This is a genomic window from Dietzia sp. SLG310A2-38A2 (assembly GCF_014145095.1).
Lineage (GTDB): Bacteria > Actinomycetota > Actinomycetes > Mycobacteriales > Mycobacteriaceae > Dietzia.
Genome location: NZ_JAALDX010000536.1, coordinates 1,990 through 16,473 on the forward strand (window position 1 = coordinate 1,990; position 14,484 = coordinate 16,473).

The 14,484-nt window shown below is 68.2% G+C and carries 15 protein-coding genes; 4 read left to right on the top strand and 11 right to left on the bottom strand.

The features are described 5' to 3' along the window. The 3 genes from G6027_RS16860 to G6027_RS16870 all read left to right on the top strand — a co-directional run. Positions 1-211: hypothetical protein (locus tag G6027_RS16860; protein ID WP_206682507.1), on the top strand; the 211-nt coding region annotated here is incomplete at its 5' end. Between the two features lie 97 nt (positions 212-308). Further along, complete coding sequence (locus tag G6027_RS16865) at positions 309-941, top strand: Type 1 glutamine amidotransferase-like domain-containing protein (RefSeq protein ID WP_182638143.1); 633 nt, start codon at positions 309-311, stop codon at positions 939-941. Positions 942-1,084: 143 nt separating this feature from the next. Next, positions 1,085-1,891, top strand: coding sequence for a UbiA family prenyltransferase (locus tag G6027_RS16870; RefSeq protein ID WP_182638144.1), 807 nt, complete (start codon positions 1,085-1,087; stop codon positions 1,889-1,891). Positions 1,892-1,972: 81 nt separating this feature from the next. Here the strand turns inward: G6027_RS16870 and G6027_RS16875 are convergent, their stop codons facing one another. Genes G6027_RS16875 through G6027_RS16915 form a run of 9 tightly spaced genes read right to left on the bottom strand, consistent with a single transcriptional unit; the run spans position 1,973 to position 12,459 of the window. Beyond that, on the bottom strand, positions 1,973-3,325 hold the full coding sequence (locus tag G6027_RS16875) for an aspartate aminotransferase family protein (RefSeq protein ID WP_182638145.1): 1,353 nt from the start codon (positions 3,323-3,325) through the stop codon (positions 1,973-1,975). 53 nt (positions 3,326-3,378) lie between these two features. Next, complete coding sequence (locus G6027_RS16880) at positions 3,379-4,083, bottom strand: HAD family phosphatase (RefSeq protein WP_182638146.1); 705 nt, start codon at positions 4,081-4,083, stop codon at positions 3,379-3,381. Continuing rightward, positions 4,080-5,588, bottom strand: a complete 1,509-nt coding sequence (locus tag G6027_RS16885) for an amidase family protein (protein ID WP_182638147.1) — start codon at positions 5,586-5,588, stop codon at positions 4,080-4,082. Before G6027_RS16885 ends, G6027_RS16880 begins: the two co-directional genes overlap by 4 nt. A gap of 46 nt (positions 5,589-5,634) precedes the next feature. Further along, positions 5,635-6,969 carry a M20 family metallo-hydrolase gene (locus G6027_RS16890; protein ID WP_346995783.1) on the bottom strand — a complete coding sequence of 445 codons (1,335 nt, stop codon included), beginning with the start codon at positions 6,967-6,969 and terminating at the stop codon, positions 5,635-5,637. Beyond that, entirely contained in the window at positions 6,951-7,895 is a 945-nt protein-coding gene (locus G6027_RS16895) for a choline/ethanolamine kinase family protein (protein ID WP_182638148.1), read from the bottom strand. The genes G6027_RS16890 and G6027_RS16895 overlap by 19 nt, the downstream gene beginning before the upstream one ends. Beyond that, positions 7,892-8,818, bottom strand: coding sequence for a phosphotransferase (locus G6027_RS16900; protein ID WP_182638149.1), 927 nt, complete (start codon positions 8,816-8,818; stop codon positions 7,892-7,894). The genes G6027_RS16895 and G6027_RS16900 overlap by 4 nt, the downstream gene beginning before the upstream one ends. Before the next feature lie 34 nt (positions 8,819-8,852). Next, on the bottom strand, positions 8,853-9,869 hold the full coding sequence (locus G6027_RS16905) for an ABC transporter permease (protein WP_182638150.1): 1,017 nt from the start codon (positions 9,867-9,869) through the stop codon (positions 8,853-8,855). Continuing rightward, complete coding sequence (locus G6027_RS16910; RefSeq protein WP_182638151.1) at positions 9,866-11,488, bottom strand: sugar ABC transporter ATP-binding protein; 1,623 nt, start codon at positions 11,486-11,488, stop codon at positions 9,866-9,868. The genes G6027_RS16905 and G6027_RS16910 overlap by 4 nt, the downstream gene beginning before the upstream one ends. After that, on the bottom strand, positions 11,485-12,459 hold the full coding sequence (locus tag G6027_RS16915) for a sugar ABC transporter substrate-binding protein (RefSeq protein WP_182638152.1): 975 nt from the start codon (positions 12,457-12,459) through the stop codon (positions 11,485-11,487). The genes G6027_RS16910 and G6027_RS16915 overlap by 4 nt, the downstream gene beginning before the upstream one ends. 294 nt (positions 12,460-12,753) lie before the next feature. Between G6027_RS16915 and G6027_RS16920 the strand changes: the two genes are divergently transcribed. After that, complete coding sequence (locus tag G6027_RS16920; protein WP_182638153.1) at positions 12,754-13,446, top strand: LuxR C-terminal-related transcriptional regulator; 693 nt, start codon at positions 12,754-12,756, stop codon at positions 13,444-13,446. A 39-nt stretch (positions 13,447-13,485) separates the two neighbouring features. Here the strand turns inward: G6027_RS16920 and bluB are convergent, their stop codons facing one another. After that, a complete protein-coding gene (gene bluB, locus G6027_RS16925; RefSeq protein ID WP_241727227.1) occupies positions 13,486-14,160 on the bottom strand; it encodes a 5,6-dimethylbenzimidazole synthase in 675 nt (224 codons plus the stop codon). Further along, on the bottom strand, positions 14,157-14,484 hold a 328-nt coding region (locus tag G6027_RS16930), incomplete at its 5' end, for an SAM-dependent methyltransferase (protein WP_241727228.1). The genes bluB and G6027_RS16930, both read right to left, overlap by 4 nt.

Genomic DNA, 14,484 nt, shown 5'->3' on the forward strand with positions numbered 1-14,484 from the left:
CCTGACCCATCGCACCGTGATCCCGGGGATCTACGGGCGGGGCCAGCACGGTGAGCGCGGTGGGGACCCTTTCTCCACCTTCGACAACACCTTCGTGCTCGTGGCGGTCGACCCCGACCGGATCGACGAGGTCCTCCAGTCGCTGCGGCCCCTTCTGAAGTCGGTCGGTGGTATGTGCCTGGTCTCGGACGCCCACTCGGTGCGGTACTGAGGGGCGTCCCGGAGCGGGGGCGGAACGCGACCCCGTAGGTCTCTCCCCGGTCGCCGTTACGGTCGTCGTGTCAGACCCTGCCTCATAGAGTGGCGCCATGAACCTGCTCCTGCTGTCCCTCGGCGTCGGCGCCGTGCCCGACTTCATCGCCGAGCACGTCGCCCGTCCCGCACCCGCGGTGCGCATCGGGTACCTGAACGACGCCGCGAGTCCCTACGCGGGTGCGGAGTTCGTTGCCGCGGAGCGCGCGCAGCTCTCGGACCTGGGCTACGTGCTGACCGACATCACCGCCGCCGACTTCGACGACACGGGTGCTTTCGCTGACGTGCTCGACCGGGTCGACGTCCTCTATGTCGCAGGCGGCAACACCTTCGTGCTCCTGGCGGCGCTACGCCGTCATGGTGCGGATGCGATCCTCGTCGAGCGGGTGCGAGCGGGACTGCCCTACATCGGCTCGAGCGCCGGATCGGTCATCACCGGACCCAGCATCGAACCGGTCAGCCTGATGGACGACCCCTCGGCCGCGCCCGAACTCTCCGACCACGGCGGCCTCAGACTGGTCGAGACCGTCGTGATCCCCCACGCGGACGGCGCACTCCCGCCCTACCCGCCGGAGCTCATCGCACGGCTCGTGGAGATCTACGGGAGCACCTATCCGCTGACCCTGGTGAACGACGATCAGGCGCTGCTCGTCGAGAACGGGACGGCACGGCTCGTCAGTTCGCCCTGAACGGCCGACGGCACATACTGCCAGCGACGCAACGCGCCGGATCCTGACCACCGGAGGCCTCGCCAGGACAGATGTACTGAGCCGGCTACCGACACGACGCGCGCCGCCACCATGAATCGATGTGTCGGTAGCACCCTTGAGAAATGACGGTGTTCACAGTTCTCCCTCTCGTGCGGACGGCTCACCCCGTCCCGGCTCTTGCGGTCACTGTGCTCACCCTGTTGCTCGCGGCGAGTATGGGCGTGAGCACGTACACGGCGGTCGTGCTGTTCGTGGCTGTGCTGAGTGGTCAACTCGTCGTGGGATGGACCAATGATCTCTGCGATCGGGAGCGCGATCGTCGGGTCGGTCGCTGCGACAAACCGCTCGCGACCGGGCAGGTCTCGGTCGGGGTGGTGCGCTCGGCAATCCTTGCGGCAGGTGTGGTGTGTGTTGTCGCGTCGCTGATGTGCGGACTCGGTGCCGGTCTTGTCCATCTCACGTTGGGGGTCGGTGCCGCTCTGGCGTATAACGTCACGCTCAAGTCCACCGCGCTGTCATGGCTTCCGTACTCGCTCGCCTTCGGCTGCCTGCCCGCCGTGGTGTCACTGGCGCGGGACCCGGCCGCATTGCCGCCCCTGTGGATGGTCGTCGTCGGCGCTCTTCTCGGCTTTGCCGCGCACCTGCTGAACGCCATGCCTGACCTCGCCGACGACGCCGCGACCGGTGTCAGAGGATTCCCTCATCGACTGCCGCCTTCGCTGGTGCCGTCTGTAGCCGCGCTGGCACTCGTCCTCGCGTCGGTTGTCTCCGTCTTCGGCCGGGGCACTCCACCGACGGCCGGCCGGTGGATCTTGTTGGCCGCGGTGCTCGTGCTGGCGGTGGCGGCGACCCGCACCACGGGAAAGGGACCGTTCTACGCGGCGATCGCCATCGCGGGAGTCAACGTCGCCATGCTGCTGATCGGGTAATGAATGCGGAACTGATCTCGTCCGGGGCCGTGAATCGGTGGGGCGCGGTCGCGACGATGCGCCAGCTACCGCGCCCCGGTGTCACCCCCTCGCCGTGAGGACCCGGAGTGACTCGTCGAGGGCGTCCGCGGCCCACGGGATGTCCGAGCGGGTGAAGGGCAACGGTGGACGCAGCTTGAGTACGTTGCCGAACGGACCCGCGACCGAGGTGAGCACCCCGCGGGCCTTCAGCTCCTCGAGCATGTCGAGTGCCAGGGCGTGGTCCGGCTCGCGCGTGGCGGGATCGGTGACCAGTTCGAAACCGATGAACAGGCCTGCACCCCGGACGTCGCCGACCTGGTGGTGGCGCCCGCCGACCTGCCGGAACGCGTCGAGCGCCTCGGCACCGATGATCCTCGCGTGCTCCTGTAGACCCTCACGCTCGATGACGTCGAGGACGGCCTGCGCTGCGGCCATGGAGACCGGATTTCCCCCGAACGTGTTGAAGTACGGCAGCGACCCGCTGAACGCCTCGAGTACGTCGGACCTCGCGAGAACCCCGGCGACCGGGATCCCGTTGCCCATCGGCTTGCCCGTGGTGATGATGTCCGGGGTGACCCCGTGGTTGGCGAATCCCCAGAAGTGATCCCCGGTCCGCGCGAACCCCGGCTGGACCTCGTCGGCGATGAAGATCCCGCCGGCACCGTGGACCACGTCGATCGCCTCGGCCAGGTAATCGCCGGGCAGCACCCCGTCGGACGAGAAGATCGAGTCCGCGATGAACCCGGCGAATGTCACCCCGGACTCGGCCATGTCGGCGATGGTGTCGCGGATGCGACGCGCGAACCACGCCCCGATGTCGGCCTCCCCCGTGCGGTACGCGTCCGGGGCCTCGATCAGCCAGACGTCACTGCCCACCGGCTGGCCCGCACCGAGGGCGGGGGAGACGCCGGAGGAGAGCTCGGAATTGCCGTGGTAGGCCTCGGTGGTGGCGATCAACCCGGTTCCACCGGAGAACGACTTGGCGACCCTCAGGGCGAGGTCGTTGGCCTCCGACCCCGTGCACACGTACATCGCCTTGAAATCCATCGGATCCATGTAGTCCGGAAGCGTGTTCCGGAAGCTGTCGGTGTAGTCGAGGATCCGCTCGTGGATGTACCGAGTGTGTGTGTTGAGCTGCTTCATCTGGGTGTGGACGGCCTCCACCACCGCGGGGTGTGCGTGTCCGATACTGGCCACGTTGTTGTACATGTCCAGGTACTTCGTGCCGTTCGCGTCCCAGAGGTACTGGCCCTCGCCCCGGACCAGGTGGACGGGGTTGCGGTAGAAGAGCCGATAGGATCCCCCCAGCAACTCATCGCGTCGATCGGTCAGCTTGCGCGTGTCCAAATCGAGCCGATCGGCGTGTTCCGAGCGGAACGAGTTGGCGTCCATGATCGTCGACCGTGCTGCCATTGCGGGTGCCTCATCTCGAGTGGGGATGTCGTGTGTGATGGTTTCAGGACCACTCAGCGTTCTCTATCCGCCAACTGACGGATTCTCGCTGGTGACGGGTCTGAGATCCCCGATGGTGCGACGTCGTGGGCCGTCTTGCCGTCGAGTGAACTCCACCTCTCGTCGGTCAGCTCCGGAGCGATCTCCTCGTGGCACCGGACCCCGATGGTCCGGAGTCCCGCGGACCGGGCGGCTGTCAGACCCCGCCGTGAGTCCTCGACGCCCACCGCGTCGGAGGGGTCGACCCCCAGCAGACGGCAGGCCTCCAGATAGACGTCGGGCGCCGGCTTGCCGTTGTCCACCTCGTCGCCGCACACGGTGGCGTCGAAGACCGGCGCCCCGGGCGCCGCGCGGAGCTGCTCCACGGATTCGCGGAAGGCCATCGTGGCGAGTCCGACACGGTAGTCCGCAGCCCGCAACGACGAGATGAACTCCAGCGCCCCCGGGAGCCACGGCACGTCGGATCCGAGCCGCGCGGTCACCTCTGCTGCGATCCGGGCGGTGAGCGTGTGCGCCGGTGCCTCGACACCGAGCCGTTGCAGCAGTGCCGCCTGATCGGTGAGGGACATCCCCACCGATGCGGTGTCCTCGGCCTCGGTCCAGTGTCGACCGGCCTCCCGGGCGATGGTCCGACATGCCTCGTGGTAGTACGGCTCGGAGTCGATCAACGTCCCGTCGAGGTCAAAGACGACGGCGCGGACTGCGCGACTCGTGCTCATGAGGCGATCCCGCCGGTACGGGAGGTGGCTGCTCCGGAGACCCCGGGCGATCGAATTCCCCGGTAGAAGCCGGTGTCGAGTGGTCTGTCGGGGAACGGGAAGGTCGGCCAGGGCATCTCCACCGGCCGGCGGAGCTCGAGCCACTGCGCCAGGGCGAGCACCCGCTCGTCGTCGAACCGGCGGCCCCAGATCTGTACGCCGATCGGATGGCCGTCGGCGGCCCCGAACGCCACGGTGGCACAGGGTTGTCCGGTCTGGTTGCCCCAACAGGTCCACGAGCAGTGGGCGAGCGGACGGTCCTCGTCGAGACCGACCATCTCCGCGCTGTAGCCCACACCGGGAAGGGTGGGCGAGACGACGATGTCGAAACCGGAGAGACGGTCGTACACCCGGGTCGCGCTGTTCTGGACGTGGTGGAGGTCGCGGGTGTGTTGCGTCGCGCTCAGGGTGGCGGCCTCGAGGCACCAGTCGGCGATCGCGGGCAGGACATCGTCGCGCAGGTGCTCGGGGATCCCCTCCCATTCCGTGCGGGCGCGGACCTGGAAGACCCTGTCCAGTGGCGCGTACGGGTCCTCGTCGAACACCGGCGGGACTTCGCACACCTCGGCCCCGGCGTCCCGGAGGACCGCGGCGGCGTCCAGCACTGCTGCCGCGACGTCCGGATGGAGGGCCTCTCCGTATCCGAGGTCGAGCAGGAGACCGACCCGCAGATCGCGCAGATCGGTATCGCCCGGTAGGGCAGGGACGCCGACGGGCGAACCGGGAAGGCTCGAGTTGTCGCGGGGATCCGGCCTGGCGATCACGGTGTAGAGCTCGGCACCCTCTCTCGCCGAGCGGGCCATCGGGCCGGGAGAGCGCACGGTGCTCGGGGCGAGGTGGGCGATCCGTCCCTGGGTCGGTTTCAGGGCGAACAGGCCGCAGTGACTCGCGGGTATTCGCACGGACCCGGCGATGTCGGTGCCGATCCCGGCCACGCCGATACCCGCGGCGAGTGTGGCGCCGGCGCCGGAGCTGGAGCCCCCGGGGCTGGTCGAGAGGTTCCACGGGTTCCGGACGATCCCGTACAGCGAGCTCACGCCGGAGGCGGACATACCGAAATCGGGCATCGTCGTCTTGGCGAAGATCACCGCGCCGCTCTCCTTGAGCCGCGCTGCGGGCGGGGAGTCGGTAGTCGCGGCCGGGACCTCGACGTGACCGCGCGATCCGTGCCGCCACGGGGTGCCGACCGCGTTGATGCTGTCCTTGATCGAGACGGGGAGCCCGTCGATCAGGCTCAGCGGTCGTCCCGCTCGCCAGCGCTCGCCGGAGGCCGCGGCCTGCCTCTCGGCCTCCGCCCGGTTGAGGTGGGCGATTCCGTTGATGCTGCCGTTGACCTCGGCGATTCTCTCCAGGGTGTCCTCCAGGACATCCAGTGGCGTGATCGCGCCGTCCATGAACCCCTGTCGTAGTTCGGCGGACGATCGTGTGGTCAGCGAGTTCTCGTGCGTGAGCACTTCGTGCGACATCGGGTAGGTCCTGTCTTGGAGTGGGTCCGCCACGTGCGGGGTGGGCTCAGCGGAGGTCGTGCTGGACGAGCCGGGAGAGGACCGCGGTCAACGCGCGCAGGCCCTTGAGCATGTCCGCGTCGCTGGAGAATTCCCGTTCGCAGTGCGAGGCGCCGTCCTTGGAGGGGAGGAACAGCATGACCGTGGGATACCGCTGGTTCATCGCGACCGAGTCATGCCCGATGAGGGTGTCCATGAGCAGCACGCTGAGGCCCTCGGATTCGGCTGCTTCCCGCGCCAACCGCACACCCGCGGCCGAGAACTCGCTACGCGGACGGAGCACGAACTCGTCGATCTCGATGTCGGCGGCATGCTCGGCCGAGAGATCCGTGAGCCGGCGGGTGATCTCCGCTCGTGCGTTCGCGACATCGGAGTGGTGTCTGCCGCGGATGTCGAGGATCAGTTCCACCTGACTGGCTATGACGCTCGGGGTATTGGGGGTCACGTCGAACTGGGCGACCGACGAGAGGAAGTCCGCGGCCGGGTAGTCCGCCGCGAGGTCGTTGACCAGGGAGACGATCTTCGCAGCCGGCAGCAGCGCGTCCTTGCGGTAGGCCAGGAGCGTGCCGGCGTGGGACTGTTCGCCGAGCACCCGGACGCGCAGCTTCTGGGCGGTCCAGTTTCCGCGGACCACACCGACGTCGATCCCGGACTCCTCGAGTCGTCGGCCCTGCTCGATGTGGATCTCGCCGTAGGCCGCGACATCCAGCTCCAGGGCTTCGCCCAGGCGCCCGGTGGCGTCGAGGGCGTCGGCGACGCTGACTCCGTCCGGGTCCGTCGTCGACAGGGCCGTGTGGATGTCGATCGCGCCGGTGAACACCGATGAGCCCATAATCGACGGACCGAACCGTGACCCCTCCTCGTTGAACCAGTCCACGACCGCGAGGTTGAAGGTGGGGTGGAGTTCGCCGCGATCGACGGCGTGCCTCACGGCGCTCGCGGCGTGGAGTGCGGCGACGACCCCGTACGGTCCGTCGAACCGGCCCCCGAGGGGCTGGCTGTCGGTGTGCGATCCGACGAGCACGAAGGGGGCGCCCGGCACCAGCTCGAGCAGGGCGAAGATGTTGCCGATGTGGTCGGTGCGGACGGTGAATCCGGCGCGCTCGGCGAGTTCCTGGAACCAGTCGCGGACCCGACCGTGATCGGCAGTCCCGGCCTGGCGGTCGAGCCCTCCGCCGGGGGTCGCGCCGAAGACGGTGCTCGCGTGGAAGTCGGCGAGGAATCTGTGAGGGTCGAGGAATCGTGTCGCCGCAACACTCTGCGCCGCCTTGGCGTTCGGCGCCGCGGTCGCACCCCCTGCCGTGGCTCCGCGGTCCGACGCCATCACAGTGCCCCGAGCCACTGGGACCACCGGGGATCGTTCATCTGGCCCCGCGCCCGGAACAGCTTCAGCACCCCGTACTTGTGGTAGTCGAAATCCCAGGTGCTGTTGAGCTGGTGGTTGACGCAACCCCAGAGTCCCCACTTGAGGTCCGCGATGAACCGGCACACCTGGACGCGGGCGACTGTGCTCCACCCGGTGTGCCCGTAGGCCTCCTCGATGCACCTCAGTGACGTCGGCTCGTCGTAGAAGAACTCGGCGAGGATCAGCGCGAGGTCGTAGGCGCGGTCGTTGTTCGAGGCGAACTCGAAGTCGACGAGCTTCATCGGCCCGCCCTCGGCGACGAGGAAGTTGCCGGGCATCGGATCGTTGTGGCAGGGCACGAGGTCCAACCCGGACGCGTGGAGAGCGGCCCTGGCGCGCGCGTACTCGCGGACGAGTGTGTGGGCGAAGTCGGGGAGCCGCACCTGCAGGGTCCGGGCCTGCTCGAGGTGCTCGTCGACGAGGTCGAACATCGTCTTGGTCAGCGGCAGTGCCGGGATGGTGTGGAACCTGTCGTAGAGCCCCAGCACGTCCCTGGTGGTGTCCCAGCTCTTCATGTCACCGTTCGTGCAGGCCCGGTAGCCCTCGAGGAACTCCGAGATCTCGGTTCCGGTGCCGCTGTCGAAATGCGCCACCCGGGGGCTGATGCCCATCGCGCCGGCCCGCTCGGCGGCGATGTTCGCCACATGCCGGTCGATGAAGGCGTCGGTACCGTCGCCGGGCACCTTGAGGAAGTACCGGACGTCGTCGCCCCCGACGTGGACCAGCCAGTTACTGTTCTGCAGGCCGCCCACCACCGGTTCGTAGGAGACGTCGCGGCCCGTCCACTCGGCCACGTGGCGGATGTGCCTCTCCGCTTCGTGTTCGGCGGGCGTACTGGCGGCACCGAGGGTCGTCGTGGTCATCGCGCCATCCTCACGTGGTCGTCGGTCGTGCGGGCGGTCAGAGCGGCGCGGGCGCGCAGGAACATCCAGTCCGAGAACTTGGAGTACTCCTGGGTGCCCGGGTCGAGGCTGTCGGCCAGTACGCCGACGAGGGCCGCGCGGTAGGCCTCGGCCACGCTGTAGAGACGGGCCCGCGCGTAGAGGCCCTCGTCGAACGTTCCCCAGGCCTCCTCGAAGAGCTCCCGGCCGTCGTACTCGGAGTACGAGAACTCGAGGAGGACGGAGCCGATGTCCTGGAGCGGGTCGGTGAGCGCGGCCCAGTCGAAGTCGAGGAGCAGAGTGGGCTGACCGTCCGATCCGAGTGCGACGTTTGAGCAGTTGGCGTCGCCGTGGACGGGGACGGCGTCGAACCCGAGTGCCGACACCCGGCCGCCGATCTCCACTATCAGCGCGTGCATCCACCCGATGTCGCCCGGGAGCACGACATCCAGGGGTGCGATCCGGTCGTGGAGGGCCCGGATGTCGTCGAAGACGGTGGCCTGACGGAGTCCGGGGTCGTCGATCGCCCGGAACCGGCTGCGGGTCTCGAAGTAGTCGGCGCGCCGCCCCGGGTCCTGGAGATCGGCGAGGGTGGCCGTCTTGTGGGAGTCGGTGAGATCTTCAAGAGCCAGTTGCCCGCTGTCGCGGTCGAAACCGAGGAGTACCGGGCCCAGCCCTGCGTCGCCGGCGGCTCGGGTGGCCCGGACCGCCGACGGGACGTCGATGTAGCTCCGGGCGGAGGGCGTGTGAGTCTTGACGAACACCGGGTGGCCCGAGGTGCTGGTCGCGCGGAAGCGGATCGAGTCCGCTCCCCACCAGTTCGGGCTGGCCATCGTCGGTGGGGGACCGGCGAGCGTCGTGTCGGACTGCAGCGGTCCCGGAGGTGCGGCCTGAAGTGTGGCCATGACCGGATTCCTTCCTGGGTCTGGATGGGTGGGGTTAGAGCTTGCGTCGCAGGTACATGCGGAGCGCTTCGAGACCGGCGGCGATGATCAGCACGATCCCCGACACGATGTTGACCATCTCGGAACCGACGTTCATCAGCGTGAGGCCGTTGCGCAGCACGGAGATGAACCAGACGCCCAGCAGGACTCGCCACAGGCTCCCGCGGCCTCCGGTGAACGGGATGCCACCGAGTAGCACTGCGGACAGGACCGTGACCTCGAATCCGGCCCCCAGCGTCCCCGCCGGGGCGGAGTCGAGGCGGGAGACCAGGACGAGGCCGGCGACGCCGGCCGCTGCGCCGACGGCGACGTACAGCGAGAAGATCGTGGTCCTCACCTTGATTCCGGTGAGGAACGCGGCGCGGGTGTTCACGCCGATCGCCATGATGTGTTTGCCCAGGGCGGTGAAGCTCATGACGAGGATGCAGATCGCCGCCACCGCGATGGCGACCCAGGCGATGTAGGAGATGCCGAGCACACTTCCGGTACCGAAGGCGCGGACGGTGTCGTTGAAACCGTAGAGGGGGTCGGGTGACAGGGTCATGGCCGCGCCGCGCCCCACGGCCAGCATCCCCAGGGTGACGACGATCGGTGAGATCGCCAGGTACCCGATGAGTCCGCCGTTGACGGCACCGACCAGCGCGCCGACGCCGACCGCCACGGCGGCGCCGCCGAGGAAGCCGAGCGGCCCGAAGGCCAGGCCACCCGCCACGCCGGAGACCGCCATCGTCGACCCGACGGAGAGGTCTACGTACCCGGACATGAGCAGCATGGCGAAGGCCATGCTGATGATGATCAGCGGGGCGTTCTGGGTGATGACGGTGAGCAGGTTGTTGACGGTGAGGAACGCGGTCGTATTGACGGAGAAGTAGACCATCAGCAGGACCACCGCCATCGGCATCACGGCGCCGATCGCCTTGAGCAGGAGGTCGCGGGTGATGACCGGGCCCGGATCCTGACGACTGTTCTCCGGGCCCCCGTGGGGCGGGGCCGTCAGTGTGGCAACGCTCATGATGCGGTTACTCCTTCATGTGACTCGACGGCCGCCGACTGTGCGTGGGACAGGAGTGTGTCCTCCCCGACGTCGGGGCCGAATACCTGACTGATCCGGCCTTCGTGGAGCACCACGATCCGATCCGCCAGGGCCACGGCCTCCTCGGGATCGGATGTCGTGAACATCACCGAGCGCCCGGGCCGGGACGCGAACTCGCGGACCAGCCGATAGATCTGCTCGCGGGATCCGATGTCGACGCCCTGCGTCGGCTCGTCGAGGAGCAGGAATCGGCAGTCGCCGAGGTCAGCGAGCCAGCGACCGACCATGATCTTCTGCGCGTTACCCCCGGAGAACGAGCCGCCGGTCGCCTCCGCGTCCGGCGGCGACAACTGCACCATCTCGGCGACCCTGTCGAAGACCGGCTTCTCGCGCCGGGGGGACCGGAGTCCGAGCCGTGAACCGCGGAAGTGGGGCATGAGCAGGTTGTCCCGGGCCGAGAGATCACCGAACAGGGACTGCGCCGGGCGGTCGGACGCCACCAGGGCGATGCCCTTGCGGGACGCCTGTCGGGGTGAGCCGGCGGTGGCGTCGGCACCGCCGACGGTGAGCGTCCCACCGCGGGCGCGTCGAGCGCCCGCGATGGTCTCGAGGAGATTGGTCCGGCCGCCGCCCATCATGGCGTACAGGCCGACGATCTCCCCCTCGCCGATCTCGAGGTCCAGCGGTCCGCAGTACGAGGTCCGGAACCCCGAGAACTCGACGAAAGCCGGTCCGGTGGCCCGCTCGGTGCGCTCGTCCGTGGCGGTGACGGAGGGGGAGATTCCGCTGACCAGCGCGTCCATGGTCACGTCCCCCCGGTCCCGGGTCCACAACACGCGGCCGTCCCGCAGGACCGAGACCCGGTCGGCCACGGCCATGACCTCACCCAGCAGGTGGGTCACAAACACGACGGCGATGCGCCGCTCGTAGGCGAGTCTGCGGATGGTCCTCAGCAGCGACGCCGCCTCGGTCCGGCCGAGTGCTGCCGTGGGCTCGTCCAGGATGAGGACCGAGGGGTCGCGCCGCAGAGCGCGGGTGATCTCGACGATCTGTTGCTGGCCGATCGAGAGCTTCTCCACCGGCGTTCGCGGGTCGATGTCCACGCCCAGGCTCTCGAGCAGTTCGCGGGTGACCTGTTCCTGCTTCTGGCGGCTGAGTACGCCGGTCCTCGTGAGCTCGTCGCCGAGGAAGACGTTGTCCGCGACCGTGAGCGACCCGGCCAGCTGGAAGTGCTGGTAGATCACCGCGATCCCGGCGTCGAAGGCGGAGGTGGGGGTGAAGCCGTCGTACGACGTGTCACCCACCACGATCTCGCCGCTGCTCGGGCGGTGTGCCCCGCTCAGGCAGCTCAGCAGCGTCGACTTCCCGGCGCCGTTCGCACCGAGGAACGCGTGGACCTCGCCGGTGCGGAACTCAAGATCGACACCCTTGAGGACGATGGTCGATCCGAATCGCTTGGTGAGGTTGCGGACGTCGAGTCCGGGTCCCGTGCTGCGCTCCGGAGGGGTCACCGGTCCGGACCCGCGGGGATCGCCGTCGCTCCGCGTCCCGAGATCGGCGCCCGGAGGTCGTTCCGTGGTCTGGGAGGGGCCGCTCATTGGAACTGCGCCTTCATCTCGGCGAGGAGCTCGGGATCGGAGAGGGTGACCATGTGGTACGGCGATTCGTTGTTCGGATCGCCTTCTCCGGTGATCGCCGCGAGCGAGTTGTCGACGATCGAGCGGGCGAGGTGCTGGATGTCGATGGCGGCGCTCGCCTTGTAGTGGGTGCCGTTCTCGATCGCCTCGAACGCCTCCGGCAGACCGTCGTTCCCGACGATGTAGGTCTCCTCCGGCGGGATGTCCGACGCGAGGAACGCGCCGAGGGCGCCGAGCGCCGCGTCGTCGTTGGTGCCGATGAAGATCCGGAGATCGTCGTTCTCCGCGATCGCGTCGTCGGCGACCTGGCGGCCGCAGGTGGTGTCGCCGCAGTCCTGGAGCGAGACGATCTCGATGCCACGCTGCTCGAGCATCGCGGCCACCGGCTGCCAGCGGCCGGCGAGCGGCGGCAGGGATGGGATTTCCGTGATGGCCGCGGTGATCCCGTCGGTCCCGTCGGGGTAGTTCTCGTCCAGCCACCCGTCCAGGTGCTCGGCGACCATGTTGCCGGAGTATTCGTTGTCGAACCCGACGCTGCCGTCCTGACCGTCCATGTGCGAGGAGTACGTGAGCCAGGCCGTCCCGTTGGCCTGGGCCTGTTGCTGCAGTCCGGCGAAGGCGCCGGGGTCGGTCGGCCAGATGACCCTCGCGTCGATCTGCTGGTTGACCCAGCTCTCCACCGTCTCCCGTTGGGACTCGAGGTTGGACTCGATGGTGCTGTCCAGAAGGACCTCGACGCACTCGGAGGTGGCGCCGTACTCCGCGGCGTAGTTCTTGAGGGTGTTGACGAAGTCGACCTCACCGATCGGATGACTGAAGCCGATCGTGCGGACTTCCTCGCAGTCCTCGGAGACGGCCGTCCCGCTGCCGCTGTTCCCACCGCAGGCAGTGAGAGACAACAGTCCGATCGACGCGGCGGAAATGAGGGCCATTCGTGTGAGCGTGCGTGATCTGAACACTGATTCTCCCAGAATAAATGAGTGCGGTCGTGAGCTTCTCGTGTAGAAGTCGCCCCACCAGAATATGGAGAGAAAACGCCGGTGGGCCATCCGTCAGCTGACGGATCTTGTGAGATAAAACTTGGAGACTTTACGCGGATAACCCGCGCGGTTCACAAGTCCGAAACAATGGCGCCCATAATGGGATCACGCCCGCGTGGTCCGGTGAGGGAACCTCCGCGGGGCCCGAGTCGACAGAGCCTGAGTAGGCACAGGGTGGTGAGGAAGATGAAGGCGACGATCGAGGCGATGGCGCAGTCCATCGCTGATGCCACGGACCAGCACCCCGTGCGCCGCGTGGAGGGCGCCCTGCAGCTGTCGCAGTACGTCCTCAAGGTCGATGCCATCGCACTGACGATCCTGTCGTCCTCCGACAGGACACCTCATCTGGTGACGAATATCGGTTATGAACCGGGAGTCGCCGGTGTATACGAGAAAGAATGGTTCGGCGCGACCCGGCGCAGAATTTCCCGTCACGTGAGTGATCCGGGCGGTATATATCCGTGGGAACGTTCGGAATTCATTGACACCGAATATGTCAACGAAACCCTGAAACCCGCGGGATATAGAAACGGAATTACCCGGCCGCTCACCGCGAAAGATGGATCAATCTTCGGATTCATCCACACGAATATCGCACAACCGAGCTTCGACAGTCGTACACAGGAGATGTTCCGGGAGACGGTGGACCGGTTGGCGCACACGGCCTGGGCGGTCCACGTGCGGATGACGTCGGGACTCACCGACCGTGAACGCGAGATCCTCGCCCTGATTCGCGACGGGCTGAGCAATCCGGAGATCGCGGAGCGCCTGTACATCTCACGGCGAACCGTGGCCACGCACGTCGATCATCTGATGCGTAAGACCGCGACCAGGAGCCGGGCGCAGACTGCCGCGTGGGCGGTCAGGTACGGATTCTGAGCGACTCGGTCGCAACCGGGTTCTCACGCGGCCCCGGATCTACACCCAGTCCACCGCGAGCGGTGCGCGGCGGCCCCACCCGAGCGTCTGCAGGAGCGGTTCCCCGAGTTCCAGGGCGGGGTGGCCGAGGCAGAGGTAGGCCAGGGGACGGGCGCCGTCCGGGAGCGGCACGCTGCGGGAGAGGTGGTCGGGGTCCACGAGGCTCACCCAGCCCATGCCCAGACCCTCGGCCGTCACGGCCAGCCACAACAGCGTGATGGCGGCCACCACGCTGTACTCGGTGGCCGCGGGGACGCTCGTGGTGCCCAGGACCGGCCCGGCGGGCGGCACGTGGCTGACGACCAGCCCGACCGGCGCCTGGAGGATGCCCTCGAGGCGCAGGGAGTAGTAGAGTTCGCGTCGCTGGCCGTCGAAGCGCGCGGATTCGGTGCGGCGCACGGTGCGGAATCCCTCGTGGACGGCCTCGCGCACGTCGCGGTCCTCGATCACCGTGACGTGCCAGGGCTGACTCAGTCCGACACTCGGGGCCACGGCGAAGACCTCGAGGAGGCGCTCGACGGTCTCGCGCGGGACCGGGGTGGGGTGGAAATGCCGGTGGTCGCGGCGGGTGGCGAGGATCCGCCACAGCGCGTCGCGGTCGAGCGAGTGTCCAGCACCAGCACCAGCACCAGCACCGTCGTCGTCGCTTCTTTCACCCCGGGGCGCGGCGGTCATGACCGCACGAACCGCGGACTCCACACCCGTCCCGACTCGGTGACCCGGGTGCCGGACGCGCCCACGATGAGCAGGCACTTCATGTCCACCGAGTCGCAGTCGAGCTCAGCGAGGGTCGTGATGGTCAACGATTCCTCGGCCCGGCCCACGTCGCGGCCCACCACCACCGGGGTGTCCGGGCCGCGATGCCGGAGGAGGACGTCGCGGGCGTCGGCGACCTGGTGGGTGCGCGAGCGCGAGGCGGGGTTGTAGACCGCCAGCACCAGGTCCGCGGCGGCGATCGCGTCGAGACGGCGGGAGATGACCTCCCAGGGCTTGAGCCGG

What these genes read in the sequence shown, in the direction of transcription:
- G6027_RS16865 (WP_182638143.1), top strand. Translation starts at nt 309, where the DNA reads ATGAACCTGCTCCTGCTGTCCCTCGGCGTCGGCGCCGTGCCCGACTTC.
- G6027_RS16870 (WP_182638144.1), top strand. Translation starts at nt 1,085, where the DNA reads ATGACGGTGTTCACAGTTCTCCCTCTCGTGCGGACGGCTCACCCCGTC.
- G6027_RS16875 (WP_182638145.1), bottom strand. Translation starts at nt 3,325, where the DNA reads ATGGCAGCACGGTCGACGATCATGGACGCCAACTCGTTCCGCTCGGAA.
- G6027_RS16880 (WP_182638146.1), bottom strand. Translation starts at nt 4,083, where the DNA reads ATGAGCACGAGTCGCGCAGTCCGCGCCGTCGTCTTTGACCTCGACGGG.
- G6027_RS16885 (WP_182638147.1), bottom strand. Translation starts at nt 5,588, where the DNA reads ATGTCGCACGAAGTGCTCACGCACGAGAACTCGCTGACCACACGATCG.
- G6027_RS16895 (WP_182638148.1), bottom strand. Translation starts at nt 7,895, where the DNA reads ATGACCACGACGACCCTCGGTGCCGCCAGTACGCCCGCCGAACACGAA.
- G6027_RS16900 (WP_182638149.1), bottom strand. Translation starts at nt 8,818, where the DNA reads ATGGCCACACTTCAGGCCGCACCTCCGGGACCGCTGCAGTCCGACACG.
- G6027_RS16905 (WP_182638150.1), bottom strand. Translation starts at nt 9,869, where the DNA reads ATGAGCGTTGCCACACTGACGGCCCCGCCCCACGGGGGCCCGGAGAAC.
- G6027_RS16910 (WP_182638151.1), bottom strand. Translation starts at nt 11,488, where the DNA reads ATGAGCGGCCCCTCCCAGACCACGGAACGACCTCCGGGCGCCGATCTC.
- G6027_RS16915 (WP_182638152.1), bottom strand. Translation starts at nt 12,459, where the DNA reads ATGGCCCTCATTTCCGCCGCGTCGATCGGACTGTTGTCTCTCACTGCC.
- G6027_RS16920 (WP_182638153.1), top strand. Translation starts at nt 12,754, where the DNA reads ATGAAGGCGACGATCGAGGCGATGGCGCAGTCCATCGCTGATGCCACG.
- bluB (WP_241727227.1), bottom strand. Translation starts at nt 14,160, where the DNA reads ATGACCGCCGCGCCCCGGGGTGAAAGAAGCGACGACGACGGTGCTGGT.